Genomic DNA, 22,076 nt, shown 5'->3' on the forward strand with positions numbered 1-22,076 from the left:
ACTGACACACCGCAGCTCCGCACCGAGCAACTCGCCGCGCCCCTGGCCGCCGAGCGCGCCCCTGTGGTACCCGCAAACGGTCAGCCGCAGCCGATGGCCACTGACACACCGCAGCTCCGCACCGAGCAACTCGCCGCGCCCCTGGCCGCCGAGCGCGCCCCTGTGGTACCCGCAAACGGTCAGCCGCAGCCGATGGCCACTGACACACCGCAGCTCCGCACCGAACAACTCGCCGTGCCCCAGGCAGCAATTAGGCAGCCTGGACAGACTGATGGTGAGCGTGCGTTTCTTGATAAAGGAAATGCAATGCAAACAGATTGGGAAAATAAGCTGAGCAGCTTTAGCGATTCCCCCATGATGGGAGATAGGAACAAAAGCGAAGGGGATAGAAATGAGACAAGTTCAATATTTAAAATGTCTCCTGATAAGGCTACAGAAAGTGATATTGAACAGAAATTGAAAGAAGCCAGAGATCCAGATAAATTTAACTTGCTTAAATCTGACCTTGACCACAATGCAGAAGAGAAAGTTCTTGTCCCTACCAAACCTAAACCTCAGCGGGAGTATGACTACCTGCTTGGCTCACGCCCTAAGCAGGAGCCGGGGACACCTGCGCTTCCTCGAGAGGAGGTCATTCAGCAAGCTGCGACCGAACGCACTGCTCATGCTGCTGCGCACCAGGTACAAGTGCATCCAACAGTAAGCCCCGTCTCTGTCGCGGATCAGTTTAATCAACCGGTCCAGATGGGTAGCACTGCCTTCCCTACTCAGCAGCAAGATGTTAGAGGCATGGTCGAACAAGCTGTTGCAGCTCAACAACGTAATAGCAGTCCAGAAAACAGTGGGTTTGATATTTTTGGGGATAACTCTAAAAATACATCCGATGCGAGACCAGCAGTAGAGATATCGCATGACTCAATAGTTAAAGAAGGCTCACCACTACCTAAGAGATAAAGAAAACCCGGCCAAGGCCGGGTTTTTTGTTCTTTACCTATGAAGATTTCTCTGCGTTTGTTCATGAAAATAATCATAAACACGGTCACCTGCACACCCCGCTCTACTAGAAAGAGAAGATGGCCCAGTGTTGTGTTCATCAACATCATCGTCTTGAACGTCATTCACCGTCTCTAAAAATGCGATTTCAAAATTTTTAGAAACAGAAGTTATCTCTTTCTCAGAGAATTTAATTAACACGTTATTTTTAGCGTAAGCATCTTTTACTTCATGGTGCACATTGGCTATTGACAGGAGTAGGATGATTATTCCCACGCCCACAAAAAACACTGATATAAATCCGAGTGCCATAACTGAAAATGATAGAAGGTAATAGCGGAAAGCCCTGTCGCTTCCATAACCAATTTGCTGGTCAATCTCTATCTTACTCAACATATGGCCTCCCATTAATATCTAACTTTCAATATAATAGCAGATTTAAATTTGACAAAATAGTAATTTTATAAAGTGTTAAACGCAGCTCGAAAATAGTATTTTCCTAATTATTGCAGGACTGCAAAGAGAATCGCCCCTTGCCCCCCTAGAGCCCCGTTGTCGAGCAGGGCCACAGCTTTCCGAACCGGCTCCCCCACCAACTGATGGTTCCTGCCTGCCGTCCCACCCGGGTACTTGGCCCAGCAGTGTTCCCACCGGTGATTCCTGCTCGGCAATGTCGCCGGCCTACAGGGTGTCTCGAACTGTTGCAGCACTGCAGCTTGCTCCTCCCCTCGATCACCCGCCCCCTGTGGGCTAGACCGCCGGACCGAGCCGCCCACCAGGTGTTAGCCCTGGCGTGCCACCGCGTCCGGAGACTTGGCCATCGCCCAGCAGCACCCCACCGGTGACCCCAGCTCGGCAACGTCGCCGGCCGACACTGCACCGCGAGCGGTTGCAGCACTGCAGCTCGCTCCTGCCTGCGTTCACACGCCCCTCAGGGCCAGGCCGCCGGACCGGGCCGCCCACCAGGTGATTGCCCCTGCCTGCCGTCCCGCCCGGGGACTTGGCCATGGTCCAGCAGCACGCCCACCGGATCTGATCTCGCACCACCTGGGAGAGGCTGGGGCTGCCGGCCAGCGGGGTGCCTCAAGCGGTTGCAGCACTGCAGCGCGCTCCTGCCCGCGATCACCCGCCCCTGGGAGCCAGGCCGCCGGACCGGGTTGCCCACCAGGTGATGACCCCTGTCTGCCGTCCCGCCCGGGGACATGGCCATGGCCCAGCAGCACGCCAGCCGGATCAGATCTCGCACCACCGCGGAGAGGTAGGAGTGGGCTGACCAGCGGAGTGCCCCGAGCGGTTGCAGCACTGCAATGCCCCCTCCCCTCGTTCACCCACTTCAGGAACCAGAGTGTGAATTTAAAAATGAAAAAGGGCCTTTCGGCCCAATGTTAAATATCAAGGTCTATTTCATGCTTTGGTGAGCTATAAGTCTTCTGAATCTCTATAGGTTTATCATTCCCTGGTGAAACAGGCATACTCATTAATTCCTCAGCAAAATAATGCGATAGACTCTTATTAACTGTTTCTTTTGACAACCCAGCTTCCATAAGCCTTTCATGTGCCTCCACAAGCGACATATCCCCTTTTGAAAGCATAGCGGTTACGTCCTTAAGATGCTGATCTTGTCCTTTTAACTCCAGGTCTGTTTTATTGTGATTAGCCTCGGAATTTTTTGCAGATACTATTGCCGCTTCGATTATGTCCGGGTTTTCGCCCACTGCCCTAATATACCGCTGAGCCATAGCTCTATCGCCGTTGAGTTCAGCCACTAACGAGACATATACGGTTTTCAAATCTACACCATGCATTGCCACCAGTTCCCTTAGGTCGGACAACGTTGTCATATTTAGCGGGCGATTATTATTCCCGAACATTTCAAGAGCGGCTTCAGATTCATACTTTGTATTCTCAATACGATTAACAACCTTGTCTTTGTCATTAACAACCAATATATGTTCATTTACAGCTCGAGATGTCTGCACCATGGCTAAACTAATAGACAGTAACCGGTTGTTTGAATGCATGCACGATATCACCTTATCTGCCTTACCCCCCTGAACAGAATGGGTCGTGGCCGCATAGGCGTAATCAAGATGCCTGTTTCTATAGTCCGTCAGCGTTATGCTTCGTTCCACCCCGGCCTCATCTAGGAACTTAAGCCCCCCCTCCTCAACCCCCTGAACCACGATCTTCTCAGAGTTCACCATGCCGCGCGACAGGTCATTCCTCCTCCAGCGAAGTACATCCCCCTGTCCCACCTCGATCATGCGAGATTCAAAAATCTCAACCATCCCACCGCCTAGGTCAGGGAATTTATCAGGTGATATGATTAACTGGCCTTTACCATCTTGAGATGTCAGCAATAGTTTTCTCTCACCCTCAACATATATGTCGTTTCTGCTCACGACATAGTAGCTGCCCACTTTTATATCATTTGTTTTATCGTTAAAGTTAAATCTAATAACATCGTTCTGGTTGTACTTTTGAGAGAGTCTCATCTCTGCGTTTGTTAAACCTTTCCCTTTAAATACTGACATTTTTACGGTGTCACCAGACACTTCTCCAAGCTCTATTCTTCGTGCATGAACCTCTGCATTTGCCTGTTGAGCCTCTTTGTTAGTGGTCACAATCAGGTAGGTATTATCACGTTGAAGCTTATCTCCTTCAAAGTACAAGTCTACCGCGTGTGATACCATTTCCTCTTGTGTTGCGGGATCACGACCGACCCTTGGAACTTCTCTAACATCTGATTTTTCAAATGCTGGCCTCACTCGCCGATCTAATAAATCATAAACAGCTTGTTTAATGTTTTCGTTCTTTTGTCGAAGAATTTTGGTTAATTCAGCTTTCTCTGCCCTATGGTCTTGTGCTTGTGCGAATGGTTTTCCCGCATCAACAGATTCTAACTGTTTTCTGTCTCCTGATAGCACTAATCTTGTTTCGGTTGCTTCCGCGATTTGCAAAAGCTCATTAAACCGTAGTGTGTCCACAAAGCTCCCTTCGTCGACTATCAAAACACTAGGCCTGAATTCTGGGGAGCGTTTTAGCTCACTGATAGCCAAGTCTCTATCTACATTTCGCTCCAAAAATCGGCGGTTTTCCAGTAGGTAGGCTTGCAGAGTCGTTGACTCTATACCGGAGTCGGCTTGTAGCTGCTTCGCAGCGGTAGCCGAAGCAGATACACCATTGACCCTGAATCCCCTAGACTCGATTATCTCCTTCCCTGCAGCCATCATCACTGTTTTCCCTACCCCAGGGTTCCCCTGCAAGACAACAAGAGAATCTTCAGCGTTTAGAATGGTGCTTAAAGCAGCAACATGATCGTCTAGCAGGCGATAGCGTGCCTGGACACCTTCGAGCTGCTCCCCTCCTCCTATTGGGTGCACGGAGTTCTTCGCCATTTCAACTCTGAGCATATTGTCTTGCTCCAGAGCGAGCATTTCTCTTGTAGTTACTCGACTAACGTCTCTTTGGCCTGGGATTAGGTCTCCAGATTGGATTAACTTGCTGTATTCCTCTTGAAGAGCACGTTCCGTTAGCATGCCTATGCCGACCGACCTTGCAGACGAGATGATGTCTTTGATCTCGAAGGTAGCCTCACGCTGTGATAGATGCTCGATAGACAACTTGAGGGCCTTTTGCGCTTCTATTACAGGATCAACCTCGATGCCTGAACGTTGACGCTCGCGTGACTGTTCCTTCAATGCTTGAAGAGAGCCCAGTTCGTGGCCGGTTTCTTGGTACCACTTTTGCTGTAGTTCTTGATAGGGGAGCTTTGATTTTGCTTCTCTGGTCATCCGATTCGCTATCTCGGCATCCCGTGGTCCTTCCATCCCACGCTCAGCCATGGCCTCTTTGATTTGATCTCTGCGCTTTGAAAATGCGTTTATCAGACGATCAGAAACCCCCGCGATCTCGAACTCAGCATTCTTACCGATTGCCTTTACTACATACCCGAGTTCTGTCAGCTTTCGAGCAAGCATGATGCTGTAGACTTCGCCATAACGCCCTTTACTGTCATCCCAGAGATTGGTGAAGTCTAAGCTCCCCCAATGTCCGTCAGGCCGCTGTGTCATATTGATGATGTTGCTGTGAGTGTGGAGGTTTGGATCACCTGCTCTCGATGTTGTGTGTGTCATGAGAGCTGCGGCTATGTTGCTCGTTTTCACGGGCACTCTCATGCCCGAATCATAAACCCTGGTCGTAGCATCTTTCTCAACTTTGGCCATAACCTCCATCACAGCTTCCATATGGGCTTTCACTATTCGCTCGTCACCAGCCACAAGCGCCATAATCGACACTGACTTTGGTGGGGTGAATGTGTAATCGATGCCTGGGCGCCGCTCTACCTCCCCGTTCCTGATCCTGCCTAACTGCTCACCCGTTGGAGTAACTCCGTCCAGAAGTCGCTTGTAGTCCTCGACTTTGACGCGGCCACTGAGCCCCATTTTCGCAGCAGCCTCACCTACCCACATCGAGTTGTATATTGGCTTTCCAGGATGATCTGCCTCATTGAGGCTTGGTCGGCCGGTGGTTCCATCACTCTTCTCAGGGACCGGTTTCTCCTTGTCATCAGGATGCACACCAGCCGCCCTTTCTGAACCCGTTTGCTTATCTACAGCAGCTTCATTTTTAGTACCAGCTGGGTTTTCATCTTTACTACTACCAGTACCACCACTTATCACTTCATCTTCTTGAAGAATTGGGGTGTTGCCTGTGCTTACATCAGGCAATAATTCTTCTGGCATTATATCTGGGGCATCCATGTAGTAATCATCACCTAATGCCGCATACTGAGCGGCACCGGATGCAGATGTCATGTTTGATAAAGATAGCATTGGCTATATCTCCAAGTCCGGTTCTGAAAGTGATCTTGTCTGCTTGTTATCCAGGCTTCTCACTTCATCATTAACTGTTTCAGCTTCATGCAGAGGCTCAAGTGTTGTGACCTCAAGATACTGACCATCGGCATGTGCAATTATCTCCGCAGCTTCTGAACCGGTAAGCACTAGCGTCAAAGCCTCATTATCACTACTCCCACTTACACTTTCTTTTTCGGTAAATGGACTCATAAATGTGGGATCAAACAGTGGCTTCTGCATTTGCAGTTCTGCAACTTCTGTTTTGTCCCTCCTCACAGTTTTAGGCTTCTTAGGTAATTGCTTGGCTCGAGGCGGAACAATACCCTCAACGTCAACAGGCTTGGGCTGTCTGGCATGTTCATTGTTTTCTGTGCTTTGGTGGCTTTGATCATCAATGAACGTCAGATGTCCGAATGCAAGGTGAGACAAATCTCTTTCTTTAAATGGGCTTGCAATCTCATCTCGATGTTTGTAAGGAATATAAAGTTGTGTAACTGGAATTGACCCACCTGCCATTTTCACGAAGCAATTGTGTGGTTCAAGGTTCATAATCATGCTAGGAGGAACGACCTCTCTTTTTTTTGTGTCCGGGCTTACCGTAACGCCATCTCTTAATGATGACCCCCCAAAGCTTTTAGTTGTCTCCATTTCTTTTACTTCAGTCTCACTGAAGTTCTTACTTAACCAAGAAGCTGTTTGCTCATCAGGTGTTTGATATGCAACCCTGGTTCCTAGCAATCCACTAATCGTGGTTGCTCCTGTTTCCCGATAGATTGTCCTTAATTGAGCTTGAAGCTGATAACTTATTACAAATACAATGCCAAACTGCCTTAATTCTGCAAGCCCATCGGTAAACGCCGGTATAAAGTTCAAAGACTGTACTTCATCAAGTATGATGAATATCCGTCTATTTCTATCTTGATCAAGCATCATGCATGCTTTTATTACCACTTCAATCATTGCGGTAAAAAGCGGCTTAACCGTTGTATGTATGTCTCCCCTCGATGTTAGAAATAACCATCCAGAACCACCAGACACCCATTCTTTAAAACTAAAAAGATCTTCATATGGCACATCATCAAAGACATAGTTCATTGACTTAATATAGGCAGTAAGCACGGAGCGAATTGACTCAGATGTTTTTGGGTTCTTTTCGTCAATTAAAGCACCAGCAGGTGTACCTTTGAGGAGCTTGGCAATATCGGCCAACGAAAGGCTATAAAGAGTCTGTAGCAGATCTTTTGTCTTCAACCTGTTTTCATGTCTAAACTTTGCCGCAGTTACCGCCAATATTGTCCTTGCCCCCAAGACCCAATATGGATCTTTGTTGGAATCTTCCTGCATGGGTATCATTGCTTGTGCAATTGACTCATATTCATGAATTGCATGTGCATCAGCATGTATATTCCACCCTACCGACCGCTCATCAAAAGGAGTGACGATCCTATCTATCTTTTCGTCATAGTAATACTTTATAAAGGAGCGCTGCTTATCGTAAATGATAGCTCTGTCCCCATTGGCCCTTATTTCATCAAGCAAGGCACAAATAGTTTGCGACTTACCTTGCCCTTGCGCACCCGTAATTTGAATGCTGAAAGTTTCAGTGTTGTGGAGGAAAGGTATACCACCAACATGGTATCTTGATACATACCCAACCCTGGCATTCATCGCCTCAATAAGATTTATTACTTTCCGAGAATCTGGCTCCAAGGGAATGCCATTAATCACCTCACGCCTCATTGTTTCCCTACCATATCTTATGAAATAAAATATGAGTAGCAGCACTAATAAAACAAATAGACCTGCCCCAATGAGCATTCCACTTTCGATGAGCGTCATAACGTAATCAAAATTATCAGACACTCTTTTGTTGTTTATAACATCAACAACTCGAACTATTCTCTTGTCTCCATTGGGTGTAATGAACTCCATGGTATCTTTAGGGTTGGGATGAAAATACACCGTAGTCTTTAACGCTGTCCCAAACAAGTATCGTTGATAGTCGTCAGTTCCCAGCATGTATCGTGCATAGACGGTTGCTATAAACACTATCACACCAAAGAATGCTGCTGTTTTTATAACTTGAGCCAACATCGTGAACTTATGCTGGACAATCTGCCCACCACGAACTAGCTCTTCCGACCTGGTATTATTACCCGACATTCTCCCCCCTTGCTCTCTTTAGGAATTCATGCGATACCTTTTTTCCTTCCTCAAAAACCCTTTGCCCGTCGATTCCATTTGTATTGAGATTTGGATTAGAAAAAATCAAATCGCCAAGTCCAGCCCTCATGAAATGAGTAATCTGGAACAACATCCTTATAACAAGAGCCATATCGCTATCCGCCCGACCGGCCATAGCGTTTAACTCCTCAAGGGCTCTAATAACAACCTCATCTGCATTGGCGTCAATTGCTTTAAAGGGGATTGAAGGCTGAAGCGATATGAACTCTGATAGTGACAAATCCCCTTTCAAGTCATAACGCAATCTGAACCTAACAGCGTCCTTTATCCAGTCACTCAAGGTCTCACTGTCCGTTCTGGACATGTGCTGGATCATCTCAGGAGCCAAGCCCCTAAACTTCACTGTCATCGCCTCGGTTTCCAGGAACCTACGATGCCTAACCTGGATGTCTTTCTGCCTCACTTATCACCTCGCGTAACGTTCTTCACGTTACGCGATAATAGCATTATCAGCACACCAAGGCACCATCGTAACCTCAATAATGCATTTTGCGTAACCCATAGATGGGTTCTCATGGGCTATAGTGTAACTTTCGCGTAACCCACCCTCTAGGCCAGACGCAGCAAGGGATTCATCCGATGGAACCCCTTGCACCAGCCGGTGCGTAGGGTGTGCCCTTCTTCTCCCCCTGCCGTGAGGCTTCCTTCCAGGGTCGTTGGGTCTGCCCCTAGGCGCTTTTAAGGGTGTAACGGCGTTAAAATGTTTTAATAAAGCCACACGGCGTATGAGTGTAAAAATCTATTTGCATCAACTGGTATTACGTGCAAAATATAACAGCCCAATCGAGGCTGCTAATAAAAATTCGGGATAGTCCTATGCAACACCAACAGTTTCAGGCTGCGGATTCGCTTATAAGGGAGTTGGGTATCTACCTGACAGATAAACAGGGAGGTGGTTATCGGGTTGTTAACTTTGATGAGCTGAAGCGGGCTGATGAGGTAGATGGTGCGTTACTGATAGTGTCTGACGATATGATCACGATACGAAGGGCGTGCAAAAAAAAAGGGGCCTAGGCCCCTTTAATCTTACTCCCACAACCAGGGAGCATTAGGAGTTCTCTCCGTCCCCCACATCTCGTTATATTTTGACTCCCCGGTCCTTAACCCATATTCCCAAGCATCCCTTACATACCAGGATTTTTCTAAACCCTCGATGCGGGCCAGCACCTGATTGAAGCAGTTTAACTTGGCCTTTGATATGCGTACTGATATATGCAGTGCTGCAACTGGTGAACCTGCCGCAAGATAGTGTCCCAGTACCTCGCCTGCGAATATCACCATGTTAAGGGCACTATCGCTTGCCTTTTCTAGGTGTTTTGCCACGGGGAGGTCTAACTGCTTTGTTTCGCGTAGTTCGCATAACAAGGCTTCGGCACTCAGGATATTCAATAATGCCGTGTCTACTGCGCTCGGGTAGTTTGGTCTTACATACTCGGTAGATCTTTGGGGTCTGATGCTAAAAATTATTTCGTTCACTATCTTTTCCTCGGGCCACGCACCCCGGCCAACGGGATTGAGAGGATGCCTCTCGAATATCTTTATTATACGATAATATAATGCTCGTTCACATTGTTATTTTTGTTGGTGGGGCTTTGACTTTCTCCCCACCATGGCATTACTGTTTCTGCATTATTTATTAACTCGAAAAATGGGATTGAAACCTGCTGGCCATTACGCTCATTACCCAATCCATATTCTTGCGGTAGAGCCAGCGTTTGAATGAATAATCAAAAACTGTAGCCATGCCCGCTCTTGGAAACGGAAATGACACTTCATCACCCGTAGAGCTTCCCTGGTTATTCAGATATTCCCACGCCATTTTAATTCCATCGGCGATGCTGCTCTCATGAGGAAACCAATCAGAACGCCAATCAGAACACCATTCGATATTATATACTTGTTCGGCGTAGGCTTCATTTGCCTTCAACACTGCTGCACTATAAACCACTTCAACTTCGTTATCGTCTTTATCATCGCATTCCGAAAATGAAGGGAAAAATTCCGTGCTAAGACGTTCCCGTGAAATGCACAATGTGATCCCGCCGTACAATGACACCTCAACAACGAATGAGGTTCTTTCCGTTATGAGTCTGGTTGTATTCAGAGCATTTTCATCATCATCATAATCCACGCATTCAACCCTTTCTTTGAAATTGGCAATCATTATGCCAATTTCATTGTTTGGGATGAAAGATGGTGAAACAGAAACAGGCATTGCAGTATTCATATCATCTCCTTATCGCCACGCCCCGGCGTCGGTTTTCTAACTGGTTTAATTATATCACGATGGTTATATCAGGCAATGAATTGCAGTGCTGCAATTAAAATAAAATGGCTGGTTTATTCTACATATTAAAACGAGCGCGCGCAGCGCAAGCGAGTATAAGGCCGCCCCTCCGTTGTTGATATTCGGGAAGGTGGCAGGTCGGCCGAAACTTCTTTGGAGTGTTTACCTGGGGCAGGCTCCCCCCCCCCTCCCTGCTAAACCGTCTTTGCGGCCCGGGACAGGACAGTTACTACGGAGAGGGTGGGTCCGCTTGCGGACAGCGATATTAAGGCTGCATTTCTTTTAGGCATCCGGCCCTAGCGATAGCCCGAGACCGGAACGGGCTCGGCGAGTCTGCGGCCGGCGAAGCCGACCGCATAGACGAGTGGGACGGACGAGCGCTTTAGCGCGAGCCGAAGGGGCCCCCTCTTATTCCCCCCTTATTTCATTCAAGCAAGAACTGATGATGCCAGTTTTCTCGTATGCTGATAAAACATCAGCCTCAATTGTGCAAAGATGCCTCTTCAATAGATTGTCAATTACACGACTTTTTTTGTCTTCATGTGTCAACTCAATAACTAATATTTCATTAATTGCCACAGATGCCAGTCGCAGCAATTCAGAGACATACTCTATCTTATCTAATGAATGAATTTTCATATCACTACCTCATGCAGCTTGTCGTTTGGAGAATGGTTCCAACCTTGCTATGGCTTCTTTATGATATTGAGGTAATAACTCAACACCGATAAACCGACGCCCCAATCTTGCAGCCGCAACGCATGTCGAACCTGAACCCGCGAACGGATCTAGAACAATATCCCCTGGCTTAGTGAATGCCTCTATCAACGGTTCTAATATTGACACCGGCTTTTCTGTCGGGTGATGTCGATTTCCTGAATACTCCCACTCCAGAACATCTGATATTGGTGCATCTGGTAGTGGGGGCCTGCCTTTCGCTAACAGGTATGCACATTCGTGTCTATACCCAACAAAAGTAGCCTTTGATGAATAGGGCTTTGCAAATACAAGATGCCCTACAATCCTGAACCCCGCACTTTTCCAGGCGCTCACAAATTTATCGACCCGGTTCCATCCATAGAAACTGACTGCCAGGCTGTTTGCCTTGAGTACCCGGTACATTTCCTTACTGGCTGGAGCCAACCATTCATCGCTTATATCGTTGGCAATCTCCCTTCCACTTCTGTCTTTAAATCCCACCAAATAGGGCGGATCAGTGAGGATAAAATCGATCACTCCATTCGGCATTTTTCCCATGACTTCCACGCTATCGCCCAAGACCATTCTTGACATATCTCACCTCGTCCTTTGAGGCCGCGGGAGTAACCGACATGGTCATCTTGCCCTGCTGCCCGATGCCACGAGGCAAGGGCCGAATGAGTGTCAAGCAGACCGTGGAATACCGAGTCGCTTGCGACGAGGATATGCCGCGAAAGCTGCTTGAAGGGCGAAGACCGTCACTCACAATTCGGCCCTTGCAGACTGGCATCGGGCAGCAGGGCCCCAGCGGTGGATAACTAGGCCTCTGAGTCCATGGGGTGATCGCATGCGACGAGCGCGTGGCAGCCGCCGGAGGCGGTCTGGCCGTGCTCGCGGCGCGGTACCATCTGCAACCCCACCAGGAACGCTCTGAGCGCCCGGCAGGGGCGCGGGTACCCATGGAGGGGGATCTCCAGCGGCGAACGCGTGGCAGCCGCCGGAGGCGGTCTGACCGTGCTCGCGGCGCGGTACCGTCTGCAGCGCTACCAGGTACGCTCTGAGCGCACGGCAGGGGCGCGGGTACCCATGGAGGGGGATCTCCAGCGGCGAGCGCGTGGCAGCCGCCGGAGGCGGTCTGGCCGTGCTCGCGGCGCGGTACCGTCTGCAGCGCTACCAGGAACGCTCTGAGCGCACGGCAGGGTCGCGGGTACCCATGGGAAGGGGCTCTCCAGCGGCGAGCGCGTGGCAGACGCCGGAGGCTGTCTGGCCGAGCTCGCGGCGCGGTATCCATGGGGAATCGACTACACAATGAAACGAAAAGCCCCCCTTGCGGGAGGCTTTTGCAGTACTGCAATCAGTGCCGAATTGCAGGTAAGTGACAGATTTGCTGTTCTCGTCTGGTCATTACTGCAGACATCAGCTTGTCTGATAGGAAATCGGCCATATCTACCGTCAGAACTTTTTTCACACCATCGATCACCAGTTCAACTCCATCCGGTACAACTTCCACCGCGATGGAAGCTGGCACTGCTACGAGAGGCGCGACCAGCGGCTGGTCTTCATTGCTGCTGGCATCCTTGGTGCTGATATTAGATGCCGCCACCTGAGGAATGGCGACAACGTTGGTGCTGACGGGTTCTTGTGTGGTTTTCTCCCCCTCTTCCTCAGATTCATCCCCAGTTCCGGTACCAGTTTGCACTCCTGCCGTTTGGGCCAAACTGCTGGATTCTTCGAGACGAGCTTGCTCTTGAGCTAGTCTTTCCTCTTCAACCCTTGACCGCGCAGCATCGACATCAGCAGGTTCGATCCCGGCCAGCTCGGCTGCCCATTTCAAAAGGCTCTTGTAGCACTTCAATCCCACTTTAGAGGCTGCATTGACTGCGTCATTGTAGGCACGATTGTAAATAGCCTCGGCCCCACGCTTGATCGCCTCTTCACGAGTCTCACAGCGGTCTTCCTCCCGATCCATCAACGGACCGCTAAAGTTCCCACCGCTACATTTCCAGATCCACCCAGACTCGATTTCAATCACACACACCTGCCCAAATCCATAGGCTCCATTTCCTGCGGGTGGGGCCGAGTGGGTAAACCGCTCCGCGTCATACTCGCTGTAAACACCATGGGCATTTGGTAGGGGCAGCTTTTTCCCCTTCTCGGACTCCCATTTGGCAATGGCCAACTGACGGGCGGTGTGTCGCTCGAGATTATTCGGCGCGGTCCCGGCTTCAATCTCACTGACCACCCGCTCGAAGCGCTCGGGATCCAGCTGGCTGATTGCAACGAGAGCAGAGAGTGTATTGATGTTGGTCACGGCCCCGTTCTTGGTCAGTTCTGCGATCCGCGGATCACAAGAGTTGAGTCGCAGGATTCTTGACCAGAAGGTGGAGTTTCGACCAAAAGCCGCCACCAAATCCTTCTGCACCCGCTTAGAACCATCAGGGTTAGCTTCTGAAAGCCAGTTTTGCGCTGACTGAGCATATTCAAATGGAGTAAGGTCTTGCCGTTGCAGGTTCTCTGCCGCTTGGATCGCTCTGATATCGACCCCCTCTCCTTCTTTCACCATACGGTAAGGGATGGCATCCAGTTTGGCTAACTTCGCGGCTCGCCAGCGGCGTTCTCCAGCCACGATCAGGTACTCGCCTTCACGCTTCGGATGGGGACGGACAACGATCGGTTGGATAACACCATGGCGCAGAATGGATTTAGACAACTCACGCAGTGACTCCATGTCGAAATTCTTACGGGGCTGTTCAGGGTCACGGTGAAAAAGAGTAATTGCAGCTTGCTGTTCCATATACAAATCTCCTATGGCCACGCACCCCGGCCGACGGGTTCGGCATAACTTGCCGACCCACCCATAATAGCAGACTGCAAACTTAATGCAAGTTATATTAGGCAGAAAATGCCTGCTACGCTCTGGCAAAAATCGGTGTCCAGGTACGTTCCCTCACTCAACTGGCGCCTGACTTCATCGATCCCCCCCATGAGGTAAAGATCATCGCCGTCTGTAGGCCTCCCTTCGGTCGTTGAAAACTGAGGCACAAGCACCCTTGTTTTGAGGATCGCTGCTGCTTCACACGCCTTATGCACCCCTTTGTTGCCATGCTCAGGGGTATATCGGTCGTTGTCGGCCACGACAATACACAGCTCATCTGGCGCATGTTGTGCAAAGGTTTCAGCTACAGCAGGCAAGTTATCGGCGAACAGCGCAGCTTCAACACGCCAGCCGGTAGCCTTGTGCAGAGCGCCGCCAGTAGCAACCCCTTCACATAGCAGTTTCGGGGTAGGACGGTTCGCGTTCCCTATTGACACATATGACCCCAATGGGTTTAGCCCTTTAGGGAGGAATTTTCCGCCATCGGCCTGAATCCGGGTGTAGCCTCTGAATCTCTTCTCGATGTCTGTGGTCGCGATAGCAACAAAATCCATCTTTGACCTGCTCCAACCTGCCAGACACTCGACATCCTCTCCCTTTCTCACCCTGGCATGGCCGCAGCGCATTGGGAGTACACGGTGTAGGCCATCGAGACCTTTACGAGACCAGTATGGGAATTTTTCAGACGGCATCATCAAAGGCCATCCGTCAAATTGTGCCTTGCAGGCGATGAGGCTCACTTCTTGGCCTTTGGCATCCTGAGTGCTTAACCCAACATGATGGGGGAACTTGTCCTGTTGCTCTGGCTTCGAAACAGGATGCCCATTCCGCCAGTTGTTGAATTCATCCCACAGAGCATCATATCCGTTCCACTTGCCCTCAAAGTTCACGCTGTTCCGATAGTTCCTAAAGCTCACGACCGGAACCAGTAACCTTTCGGACGCTGTGCGGTTCAGGCGGTTTATAACCTCCGAGGTGTATACAGTCACAATGACCCGCCCTTTGTCCTCTTTGGAGGCGTAACTCAGTGCCTCCCCTCGATGGCGTAAGCTCTCCCTGGGAAATGGAGAAACTGTGATGTTGCATTGATCCCAAACCAGATTGGCTGCAGTAGCCAGGTTCGCCAATTTCCCCCATTGAGATTCAAGGAAGCGAGCCGGGTCACTTCCCCAATGCTCTTGGTAAAAATCACCAAGTGTCATTTTTTTCATTGCAACAGTCCTTCTCAGCCCAGATATGGGGCGACGAGCGCGCCCCACAAATTACACGCTTACACCTCGAGAATGAACCCATTGGTGCACCACCTCACCTCACCGCAGCCATCACGGTTGTTTTCGCAGAATCCTTGCCAATGCACACTAAGGCGATCTGCATTGGTACAGGTAAAGTCGAGGCGGTTGATACCTGTCCGACCAGTCATTGCAAATGCAACTGGCCGTAACTGGCGCGTATCCGCTACAGCTTCGCGGACTACATAGAGGGAGCATTTCCCGCGAGAGGAAGTGCCGATCTGTTCAAATATCTGGATGGGGTCGTTCATTTCATATCCTCAGGCCACGCACCTCGGCCGACAGGGTCAGCAATCATCGCTGACATAGGTATAATAGCAGAAATGAAACTTAATGCAATGTGTTTGCAGTACTGCAAACACTAGAAGGGGGCATTTGCCCCCTCCTTTTTGTCAGTCAATCGCTCTGTAGATAGCGCCACCTTCTTGATGCGTTGCAGCAAATTCCTTCAGACGCTCGAAGGCTTCAAAGACCTTGGGCTCGTTCTGGAATCGATAGCACAGCGTGTTCAAGGCAAAAAGTGTCACGATGACGCCTGCTGCATCCGGCGAAACCTTTTCGTCGAAGAAATTCCCAAATACAGAAATATGGATACTCTGACTGGTGTCGACGGGCCTCATGTACCATGTGCCAGTGAGGGAATCCTCGCAATACTCCCAACTCCCCCCCTGATACTCAGCACACAGGTTATCCATGAATGAAAAGACCAGGTTTTCCATGAAAATAGCACCAGTGCCCAAGGTGTTCAGCAGGCGAATATGCTGAGCCGATACGGTGTGAACCTTCAATGACTGACGCTCTACAACTGCAGTTTGCATACTTAAGACCTCCTATGGCCACGCACCCCGGCCGACGGGTTCGGCATTACGTGCCGACCAACATATAATAGCAGATATGAAACAAAGTGCAACTGCAATTTATCCTGAAGATGCCCGCTATCTTCATTACACCTCTGTCGAACCGACCCACTCATTTCCAAGGTAAGCATCGGCTCCCTGTAGTCTATGAAGCGGGATATTCTGTGAGCACAGTGCTTCGTGTGTCCAACCACCTGGGGGGGCTTTATATCGAAACAACACAACTGTTTTATCGAAGAGATCGACAATCTCCAGCGGCTCCATTGCGATCAGAGGAGTCAATAGCTCCGGCTCATCTCCAATGATATCAGTGATAAATTTCATGTTTCCCCTTGACGACTTCAGCACAGGTCATGACCAAAACACCATGTAACGGACTCACCAGTGAGCATGAGCAGCAGTACCCAGCATGCATATGGAATCTGCGCATCACCAGAGATCCAGCGTGCCAGCTCATCACTTGAGACATTGAGCATTACGTCTGGTTCGCCTACGAGCTCAAGCTCATGAATCTTTGATTCCACCTGCTGGCTCGTCGGCGTCTGCCATTGTGGGGGGGCCATGCGCACCCCCTTACCAGCCAGATAGACAGCTTGAATCTCCATCACTTCTCCTCATGAATAGGGGTGGCTTACAGCCACCCACGCTCCGCAAATGAAACACATTGTTCACCTACGACGATATGATCCAGCACTCTGATATCCACAAGCGACAGAGCAGAGACAAGACGCTCAGTGATAGCCCGATCTTGTCTACTAGGTTCAGCTATACCACTGGGGTGATTGTGAGCAAAGATAACAGCAGCAGCGTTGACTTTTAGTCCGTTGACCACAATGTCTCGCGGATTGACAGTGCAACTATCCAGTGTCCCTTGGAAGACCTCATCCAGGAGGACCATACGATGTTGATTGTCCAACCAAAGTGCACAAAATATTTCGCGGCACTTCGGGCGGAGATGTGTTTGCAAAAACGTATTGACCACGCCTGGAGAAGTAAATGCTTCTGAGTGAGCACAAAGCGCTCGCTTAGCGATCTGATTGGCCTCAGCCATAACGGCTAATTCCCGCTCTGAAAACATCTGAAATTGCATATTAAACACCTCTGGCCACGCACCCCGGCCAACGGGTTCGATATCACTTACCGACCTACAAATAATAGCAGATTGCAAACCGCCTTTCAATGCTTGCAGTACTGCAATGTCACCAGTTTGACCATCAGAGCCGACGAGCGCGCGCAGCGCAAGCGAGTATAAGGCCGCCCCTCCGTTGTTGATATTCGGGAAGGTGGCAGGTCGGCCGAAACTTCTTTGGAGTGTTTACCTGGGGCAGGCTCCCCCCCCTCCCTGCCAAACCGTATTTGCGGCCCGGGACAGGACAGTTACTACGGAGAGGGTGGGTCCGCTTGCGGACAGCGATATCAAGGCTGCATTTCTCTTAGGCATCCGGCCCTAGCGATAGCCCGAGACCGGAACGGGCTCGGCGAGTCTGCGGTCGGCGAAGCCGGCCGCATAGACGAGTGGGACGGACGAGCGCTTTAGCGCGAGCCGAAGGGGCCCCCTATTTACCCTGCGACATAGGGGATCGTTTGCGGATAAACGATTCAAGAGCCTGGATCATCTCAGCACTCTCCGGCCTCATCCCTTCGACATGCCAAGACAATGTCCTCCTGGGCACATCGAAGGCGGCGGCAATTTGAGACAGATTACCCGTGAATTCACAGTCCTTACCCACAAATACCGTCATCCCCCCCTTCAGTCCGAGAGCAGCTCTGACCTTGGCTATGCGTTTATGTAAGCCTGGCTGGGAGATGTCACTCTTCTTGGCAACAGACGCTTGAGATTTTCCATTGCACATAACTTGGACAATCTGCCGTGTAGACAACGGATCCAAACCTATTGCCGCACACGCCGTTCGGACTTCCCTAATCTTGAATTTGTACATGTTTTCCCTATGGCCACGTAACCCGGCCCCGGCTCAATGAACTTGGATGTTTTTCGGTTCTACGCCATACAGCGCCTGAAGTTCTTGGATAGTGGAGCTCAACAAATGATGGTCGTCGGCCTTGCATGGCCGAGTGACGACGGCTTTACTCTGCAACCCATCAAGATACTTGACGGACTTCATCAGAATTCCGCCCTGCACGTATTCCTTTGTAACGATGATCCGTTGTCGCATCTGTCGCAGCATCTCGTTTCTCTGCTTCTTCCACGCTCGAAATGCCTCAATGCCTTGAACACTTACCGACTCTATTGCGATGCCAACGGATGTTAGCTGTTGAAGTGCTATGCGATATTCCGAAGAGGCATTACTGCCCCCCGTCACTTTCCTGGAGTTTGCTGAAAAGACAACTTCACTCCCGCTCCTGGACATACAGGTTTGACGTCCCAGGGCCAACCACATTGCACACTGCACTGCTTCTTGCTGATGCTGTTCCATATTCGTCCTTAAGCCACGTAACCCGGCCACGGTTTGATTACTGTTGCTTCTGTGCAGCGGCGCGCTGCGCAGCATGAACCACACACTTCGGTGCCCACCCCTGCCGGCAGGAAAAGAGCTCTATGTCTTCGCCACTGAGCTCATGCAGGATTGCGGGCGATGAGCTCATAACTCTTTTAAAAGCGCCATCGTATTGCACGGCCACCGCGATTGCGTGCCCCAGCGAGCTGATATTGCAGTGCTGCAATTCTGATGCGGCAATACAACGACCATCAACGTAGTACGAGTCGACCACTTGTAAGCGATGGCCGGCCACTTCCCTGACCTCCACCACAGCGACCACCTCACGGCTCACCCAATAGGCTTCAGAAGCCTGCCATTTAACAATTCCATGCTGCTGGAGAACGGCGGCTGCACTCTCCCAGGCGGCCTCTTGAGTCGGTAGCGGATGCCCATACTCATAGAATGCTGGAGATCGCGATTGCCATATCCATCCTTCACGGTATGGGATGAGTTTGACTTGACGGACACGTAATGACTCTTGGAAATTGCTCGGCAACATAATGCCTCCTATGGCCACGCACCCCGGCCAACGGGTTGGACGTAATGTCCTTAACTACTTTCAGATATGTTGATCGGTAATGAGAATGGTGGCCCAAAGTACGGTTGCCCACTTGCAACAAGAAGCAACGCTGCAAGAAACTCACTCTGTTCTTTAGGACCGAAGCCAGCCGCTTTCATCATAGCGTCCAACCTTTTGACATCGTCCTGATGCATAAGGAACCGACGCTCTACAATGCCTTGAGCCGCACGTTTCCGGCGAACTTCAGCCATCCCGTCCTTAGGTGTGACACGTTCTTCAGGTCGGACTTTTGGCCTACCAGGCCCTCTAACATGCTCCACCATAATAAAATTAACGCCGTTATTTTTAATCTACATTACTCTTAATAATCATGAACGCAAGTGTTTTTTTATAATAGCAGACGTTGCTTGATTGGCAACATCTGCTATTATATTGGGGTGGAAAATGATTTCCGAACCCGTTGGCCGGGGTGCGTGGCCCTACTGGACATAACTATGCATTATCCAATTGTTCCCTATGATCCCCTTCCTGCTGCTGTCGCATACTCACAGCAGTATGTACTGAGTCGAAAGGTTGTCGGACAAATACCCTATGCAAAGGCATTTTTCCGGCACTTGACCGGTAGGAGTGACATCACTGCTACCTCACTACAGCGGATCATCCCACTCTACAACCAGAGGGCTTATCGGTACCTGTCAAAAGCCCGGATTCTGGATGCCCTTGATACAGCAATCGCTACCAGAGGTGCATTCTTCCCTCATCCACTTCCTCTGGATCTGCAGGATAGACTCTTCCCATATCAGGCTCACAGAAAGGAACAGCGGACTCTTCATCACATCGATATACACCTGGATAGGGACCGTAAAGTTGAGATGAAGCGTAGGTGCGTGCAACATGCGGCCTATGACACCGAAGTCGAACGGGCATGGCAAGCACTGTCTGGCATACCGAGGAAAGAGCTCGGTGCGTGGTACAGTGAGTGGAGCGAGCACGAGGTGAATGGTAATAACTTTTCTGATGACACCTTTCGGTCACTCCTCCGCCGGTGGCATAAAGGTCATGGCGATGGTCAATGGTCGTGGGAGGACCTTTACCATTCAATACCGACCTGGAAAGTGGTTCTTGATATGCAATTAGACGATACCGACTAGAGGAGCGAGTCAAAGTGAGCGGGAAAGTGAAGTTGTCTGATTTGACGTACATGGGAAAGGTGGAAGGGAGGCATGCCTGGTCATATGACGATAGTTGGTATTACTGGACGGAGAAATCGAATGTGGTGACCTCAGACCTACAGGGGAACCTGGTGATCTGCCGGCTGACCCTGAATCTATCTCGAAACACTCAGAACACCATACGCCCTTTCACGAAAAATGATGCCAAGAAAGCCATCGTGAGTACATTGAACTAGGTAAGAACAACTCCTGCTTCTCTTCGGCGGTATGTGAGATACCGCCGAACTTTGCAGTGCTGCAAACCATCATTTTGCTGAAGATAATCTCCCGATCACATCCCTCACTGCAGCGTCCATGCTTTTCTTCTGTGCGTCATTGTAGATTTGCCGATATAAGCGCTTGAATTCAGGGCTAGACGGGGGCAGGCCTGTCACTGTACGGAGCAGCTCAGAAGGCGTCCCTGTGATGCCGTTGACAGTGTATTGAACGCCCTTTCCAGATGCTGTTACGCCCACACCTGGGGCTCCTAGATAGGGTTGCTTGGCGGTCATCGCTGCAGCAACCTCAGACTTCACCTGCTGGACGGCCGCGGATTGGCTCAGGCTACGTTCAGGGTCATATCGATGATTCTTCAGGTTATGAACCCGCTTTACGGCGAAGGTTAATTCTTCGGCCGTCAAAGCTGGGAACGCCTTCAAAATTTCATCCCGGATTACGCCTCTGGGTTTTGCTGGATTGAGGATGTTGGTGATTGGCCGCAGTTTTGCAGATACCGCGGTGCGTGATATGCCCAACTTCGTTGCGATCGTGCTTTGGCTTATCCCCAACACATAGACCAATGTGGCAATCAGTTTGACTTCATCTGATATCGGGCCCAGTGAATCAAGAGTATCAGCGAGCGTCTTCTCCTTGTCAGGATCAGTCTGCTCCGTAGATGTGTGATGTTTGACCCACTCTTTCAGCATTTCTACACGTTCGCTCATCATCGCCACTCCTGTTACCGCAGCAAATATAATAGCAGACAAAGATAAAATCAAAACACTCCCTATAGGCGGTGTCGATAATACTGTTTTCAGCACACGCTTTTGATTTAGAATGTGGCAAAATGTTATTGTTGAGCTGATAAGGCATGCGTATGACTCATTCTGTATTGGTCTCTGATCGGAACATTTCTGTCGATACACCGGGCTATACGATTACCGGGTTTCCCTCAGAACAAGCCGCACACTTGTTCCTTTCCTTGGGTCTGGCCGTTCCCCCTCCAGCGGAGGATCCGTTCTATCAATACTTTGAAGAGCCGTTCACGTTAACCATCCAATTGGATGAAGGCCTGGATGTTTACGAATGATGAAATCGCCTGTGACTTCGCGGCTCGATACGCCAGAAACTATTCGGGCCACCTTTGCTCTCACATTGCCTCCTGAATGCCATCTGTCGATCTCCTATTTTTGTGAACCCCAACGGACAGAGATGACATTTGTCATCCGTGATAACCACATGTTGGAACTCACGCCAGTTCATAGAGCAATCGCCTCATTCAAATTAGTGAGTCATGCCCATTCTGCTCCAGAGAGCATTATTTTGGCTGGAGAGTCAGCGATGGCTCGGCTCTCAACTCAAGCTGGTGATGTTTACTCAATTGATAAAAGAGAACTCCCTCGGCTGAAAGAGTTTCTACAACAGATCCCGGGCATCCGCCTGCTTTACACCGCTAACGTGCTGGGTCATCTACTCAAGGATGGCTCGAATAAACAGCACGAATTCATAACCACTTTTTAGACCC

21 protein-coding genes (1 of these 21 running past the window's edge) are annotated in these 22,076 nt (G+C 50.0%); 4 read left to right on the forward strand and 17 right to left on the reverse strand.

Annotated elements, in window-relative coordinates; translation table 11 throughout:
• Positions 1 to 954, forward strand: the final stretch of a protein-coding gene (locus OKC29_RS20945; RefSeq protein ID WP_270669609.1) for a conjugal transfer protein TraG N-terminal domain-containing protein. It extends 2,631 nt beyond the left edge of the window; only the last 954 of its 3,585 coding nucleotides appear in the window; its start codon lies off the left edge, out of view; the stop codon is at positions 952 to 954.
• Between the two features lie 33 nt (positions 955 to 987).
• On the opposite strand, the gene OKC29_RS20950 is transcribed toward OKC29_RS20945, so the two are convergent.
• The 16 genes from OKC29_RS20950 to OKC29_RS21025 form a co-directional block, all read right to left on the reverse strand.
• Positions 988 to 1,389: a hypothetical protein gene (locus OKC29_RS20950; protein WP_247141847.1), complete on the reverse strand. Its 402-nt coding sequence runs from the start codon at positions 1,387 to 1,389 to the stop codon at positions 988 to 990.
• A gap of 989 nt (positions 1,390 to 2,378) precedes the next feature.
• Positions 2,379 to 5,756, reverse strand: a complete 3,378-nt coding sequence (mobF, locus tag OKC29_RS20955; RefSeq protein ID WP_247141892.1) for a MobF family relaxase — start codon at positions 5,754 to 5,756, stop codon at positions 2,379 to 2,381.
• Between the two features lie 75 nt (positions 5,757 to 5,831).
• Complete coding sequence (locus tag OKC29_RS20960; protein ID WP_247141895.1) at positions 5,832 to 8,015, reverse strand: type IV secretion system DNA-binding domain-containing protein; 2,184 nt, start codon at positions 8,013 to 8,015, stop codon at positions 5,832 to 5,834.
• Positions 8,005 to 8,499, reverse strand: a complete 495-nt coding sequence (locus tag OKC29_RS20965) for a hypothetical protein (RefSeq protein WP_247141896.1) — start codon at positions 8,497 to 8,499, stop codon at positions 8,005 to 8,007. The genes OKC29_RS20960 and OKC29_RS20965 overlap by 11 nt, the downstream gene beginning before the upstream one ends.
• Before the next feature lie 623 nt (positions 8,500 to 9,122).
• On the reverse strand, positions 9,123 to 9,572 hold the full coding sequence (locus OKC29_RS20970; RefSeq protein WP_247141901.1) for a hypothetical protein: 450 nt from the start codon (positions 9,570 to 9,572) through the stop codon (positions 9,123 to 9,125).
• 160 nt (positions 9,573 to 9,732) lie between these two features.
• Positions 9,733 to 10,323: a hypothetical protein gene (locus tag OKC29_RS20975; protein ID WP_247141903.1), complete on the reverse strand. Its 591-nt coding sequence runs from the start codon at positions 10,321 to 10,323 to the stop codon at positions 9,733 to 9,735.
• Positions 10,324 to 10,791: 468 nt separating this feature from the next.
• Positions 10,792 to 11,022, reverse strand: a complete 231-nt coding sequence (locus OKC29_RS20980; protein WP_247141904.1) for a hypothetical protein — start codon at positions 11,020 to 11,022, stop codon at positions 10,792 to 10,794.
• Between the two features lie 9 nt (positions 11,023 to 11,031).
• Complete coding sequence (locus tag OKC29_RS20985) at positions 11,032 to 11,676, reverse strand: DNA methyltransferase (protein ID WP_323890484.1); 645 nt, start codon at positions 11,674 to 11,676, stop codon at positions 11,032 to 11,034.
• A gap of 760 nt (positions 11,677 to 12,436) precedes the next feature.
• The gene (locus OKC29_RS20990) at positions 12,437 to 13,876 is read right to left on the reverse strand and encodes a ParB/RepB/Spo0J family partition protein (protein ID WP_247141888.1); all 1,440 of its coding nucleotides are present in this window, start codon (positions 13,874 to 13,876) and stop codon (positions 12,437 to 12,439) included.
• A 92-nt stretch (positions 13,877 to 13,968) separates the two neighbouring features.
• Positions 13,969 to 15,168, reverse strand: coding sequence for a hypothetical protein (locus OKC29_RS20995; RefSeq protein ID WP_247141886.1), 1,200 nt, complete (start codon positions 15,166 to 15,168; stop codon positions 13,969 to 13,971).
• Between the two features lie 470 nt (positions 15,169 to 15,638).
• Positions 15,639 to 16,064, reverse strand: coding sequence for an antirestriction protein (locus tag OKC29_RS21000; RefSeq protein ID WP_247141884.1), 426 nt, complete (start codon positions 16,062 to 16,064; stop codon positions 15,639 to 15,641).
• Between the two features lie 126 nt (positions 16,065 to 16,190).
• Positions 16,191 to 16,427, reverse strand: a complete 237-nt coding sequence (locus OKC29_RS21005; protein WP_247141882.1) for a hypothetical protein — start codon at positions 16,425 to 16,427, stop codon at positions 16,191 to 16,193.
• A 17-nt stretch (positions 16,428 to 16,444) separates the two neighbouring features.
• The gene (locus OKC29_RS21010) at positions 16,445 to 16,708 is read right to left on the reverse strand and encodes a hypothetical protein (RefSeq protein ID WP_247141881.1); all 264 of its coding nucleotides are present in this window, start codon (positions 16,706 to 16,708) and stop codon (positions 16,445 to 16,447) included.
• A 26-nt stretch (positions 16,709 to 16,734) separates the two neighbouring features.
• On the reverse strand, positions 16,735 to 17,193 hold the full coding sequence (gene radC / locus OKC29_RS21015; protein ID WP_247141873.1) for a RadC family protein: 459 nt from the start codon (positions 17,191 to 17,193) through the stop codon (positions 16,735 to 16,737).
• A gap of 883 nt (positions 17,194 to 18,076) precedes the next feature.
• Positions 18,077 to 18,538 (reverse strand): hypothetical protein, encoded by a 462-nt coding sequence (locus OKC29_RS21020; protein WP_247141871.1) that lies wholly within the window; start codon positions 18,536 to 18,538, stop codon positions 18,077 to 18,079.
• A 37-nt stretch (positions 18,539 to 18,575) separates the two neighbouring features.
• Positions 18,576 to 19,100: a hypothetical protein gene (locus OKC29_RS21025; RefSeq protein WP_247141870.1), complete on the reverse strand. Its 525-nt coding sequence runs from the start codon at positions 19,098 to 19,100 to the stop codon at positions 18,576 to 18,578.
• 515 nt (positions 19,101 to 19,615) lie between these two features.
• On the opposite strand from OKC29_RS21025, the gene OKC29_RS23085 reads away from it, so the two are divergent.
• Complete coding sequence (locus tag OKC29_RS23085) at positions 19,616 to 20,272, forward strand: plasmid SOS inhibition protein A (RefSeq protein WP_411654746.1); 657 nt, start codon at positions 19,616 to 19,618, stop codon at positions 20,270 to 20,272.
• A gap of 326 nt (positions 20,273 to 20,598) precedes the next feature.
• On the opposite strand, the gene OKC29_RS21030 is transcribed toward OKC29_RS23085, so the two are convergent.
• Positions 20,599 to 21,279 carry a hypothetical protein gene (locus tag OKC29_RS21030; protein WP_247141864.1) on the reverse strand — a complete coding sequence of 227 codons (681 nt, stop codon included), beginning with the start codon at positions 21,277 to 21,279 and terminating at the stop codon, positions 20,599 to 20,601.
• A 149-nt stretch (positions 21,280 to 21,428) separates the two neighbouring features.
• On the opposite strand from OKC29_RS21030, the gene OKC29_RS21035 reads away from it, so the two are divergent.
• Both OKC29_RS21035 and OKC29_RS21040 read left to right on the forward strand, forming a co-directional pair.
• Complete coding sequence (locus tag OKC29_RS21035) at positions 21,429 to 21,641, forward strand: hypothetical protein (RefSeq protein ID WP_137736238.1); 213 nt, start codon at positions 21,429 to 21,431, stop codon at positions 21,639 to 21,641.
• The gene (locus tag OKC29_RS21040; protein WP_172688728.1) at positions 21,638 to 22,072 is read left to right on the forward strand and encodes a hypothetical protein; all 435 of its coding nucleotides are present in this window, start codon (positions 21,638 to 21,640) and stop codon (positions 22,070 to 22,072) included. The genes OKC29_RS21035 and OKC29_RS21040 overlap by 4 nt, the downstream gene beginning before the upstream one ends.
• Positions 22,073 to 22,076: the final 4 nt, after the last annotated feature.

Source organism: Aeromonas sp. QDB34 (assembly GCF_027705405.1).
Classification (GTDB): domain Bacteria; phylum Pseudomonadota; class Gammaproteobacteria; order Enterobacterales; family Aeromonadaceae; genus Aeromonas; species Aeromonas hydrophila.

What these genes read in the sequence shown, in the direction of transcription:
- OKC29_RS20960 (WP_247141895.1), bottom strand. Translation starts at nt 8,015, where the DNA reads ATGTCGGGTAATAATACCAGGTCGGAAGAGCTAGTTCGTGGTGGGCAG.
- OKC29_RS20975 (WP_247141903.1), bottom strand. Translation starts at nt 10,323, where the DNA reads ATGAATACTGCAATGCCTGTTTCTGTTTCACCATCTTTCATCCCAAAC.
- OKC29_RS20990 (WP_247141888.1), bottom strand. Translation starts at nt 13,876, where the DNA reads ATGGAACAGCAAGCTGCAATTACTCTTTTTCACCGTGACCCTGAACAG.
- OKC29_RS21010 (WP_247141881.1), bottom strand. Translation starts at nt 16,708, where the DNA reads ATGGAGATTCAAGCTGTCTATCTGGCTGGTAAGGGGGTGCGCATGGCC.
- mobF (WP_247141892.1), bottom strand. Translation starts at nt 5,756, where the DNA reads ATGGATGCCCCAGATATAATGCCAGAAGAATTATTGCCTGATGTAAGC.
- OKC29_RS21005 (WP_247141882.1), bottom strand. Translation starts at nt 16,427, where the DNA reads ATGAAATTTATCACTGATATCATTGGAGATGAGCCGGAGCTATTGACT.
- OKC29_RS23085 (WP_411654746.1), top strand. Translation starts at nt 19,616, where the DNA reads ATGCATTATCCAATTGTTCCCTATGATCCCCTTCCTGCTGCTGTCGCA.
- OKC29_RS20950 (WP_247141847.1), bottom strand. Translation starts at nt 1,389, where the DNA reads ATGTTGAGTAAGATAGAGATTGACCAGCAAATTGGTTATGGAAGCGAC.
- OKC29_RS21025 (WP_247141870.1), bottom strand. Translation starts at nt 19,100, where the DNA reads ATGTTGCCGAGCAATTTCCAAGAGTCATTACGTGTCCGTCAAGTCAAA.
- OKC29_RS21035 (WP_137736238.1), top strand. Translation starts at nt 21,429, where the DNA reads ATGACTCATTCTGTATTGGTCTCTGATCGGAACATTTCTGTCGATACA.
- radC (WP_247141873.1), bottom strand. Translation starts at nt 17,193, where the DNA reads ATGCAATTTCAGATGTTTTCAGAGCGGGAATTAGCCGTTATGGCTGAG.
- OKC29_RS20995 (WP_247141886.1), bottom strand. Translation starts at nt 15,168, where the DNA reads ATGAAAAAAATGACACTTGGTGATTTTTACCAAGAGCATTGGGGAAGT.
- OKC29_RS20980 (WP_247141904.1), bottom strand. Translation starts at nt 11,022, where the DNA reads ATGAAAATTCATTCATTAGATAAGATAGAGTATGTCTCTGAATTGCTG.
- OKC29_RS21040 (WP_172688728.1), top strand. Translation starts at nt 21,638, where the DNA reads ATGATGAAATCGCCTGTGACTTCGCGGCTCGATACGCCAGAAACTATT.
- OKC29_RS21000 (WP_247141884.1), bottom strand. Translation starts at nt 16,064, where the DNA reads ATGCAAACTGCAGTTGTAGAGCGTCAGTCATTGAAGGTTCACACCGTA.
- OKC29_RS20985 (WP_323890484.1), bottom strand. Translation starts at nt 11,676, where the DNA reads ATGTCAAGAATGGTCTTGGGCGATAGCGTGGAAGTCATGGGAAAAATG.
- OKC29_RS21030 (WP_247141864.1), bottom strand. Translation starts at nt 21,279, where the DNA reads ATGATGAGCGAACGTGTAGAAATGCTGAAAGAGTGGGTCAAACATCAC.
- OKC29_RS21020 (WP_247141871.1), bottom strand. Translation starts at nt 18,538, where the DNA reads ATGGAACAGCATCAGCAAGAAGCAGTGCAGTGTGCAATGTGGTTGGCC.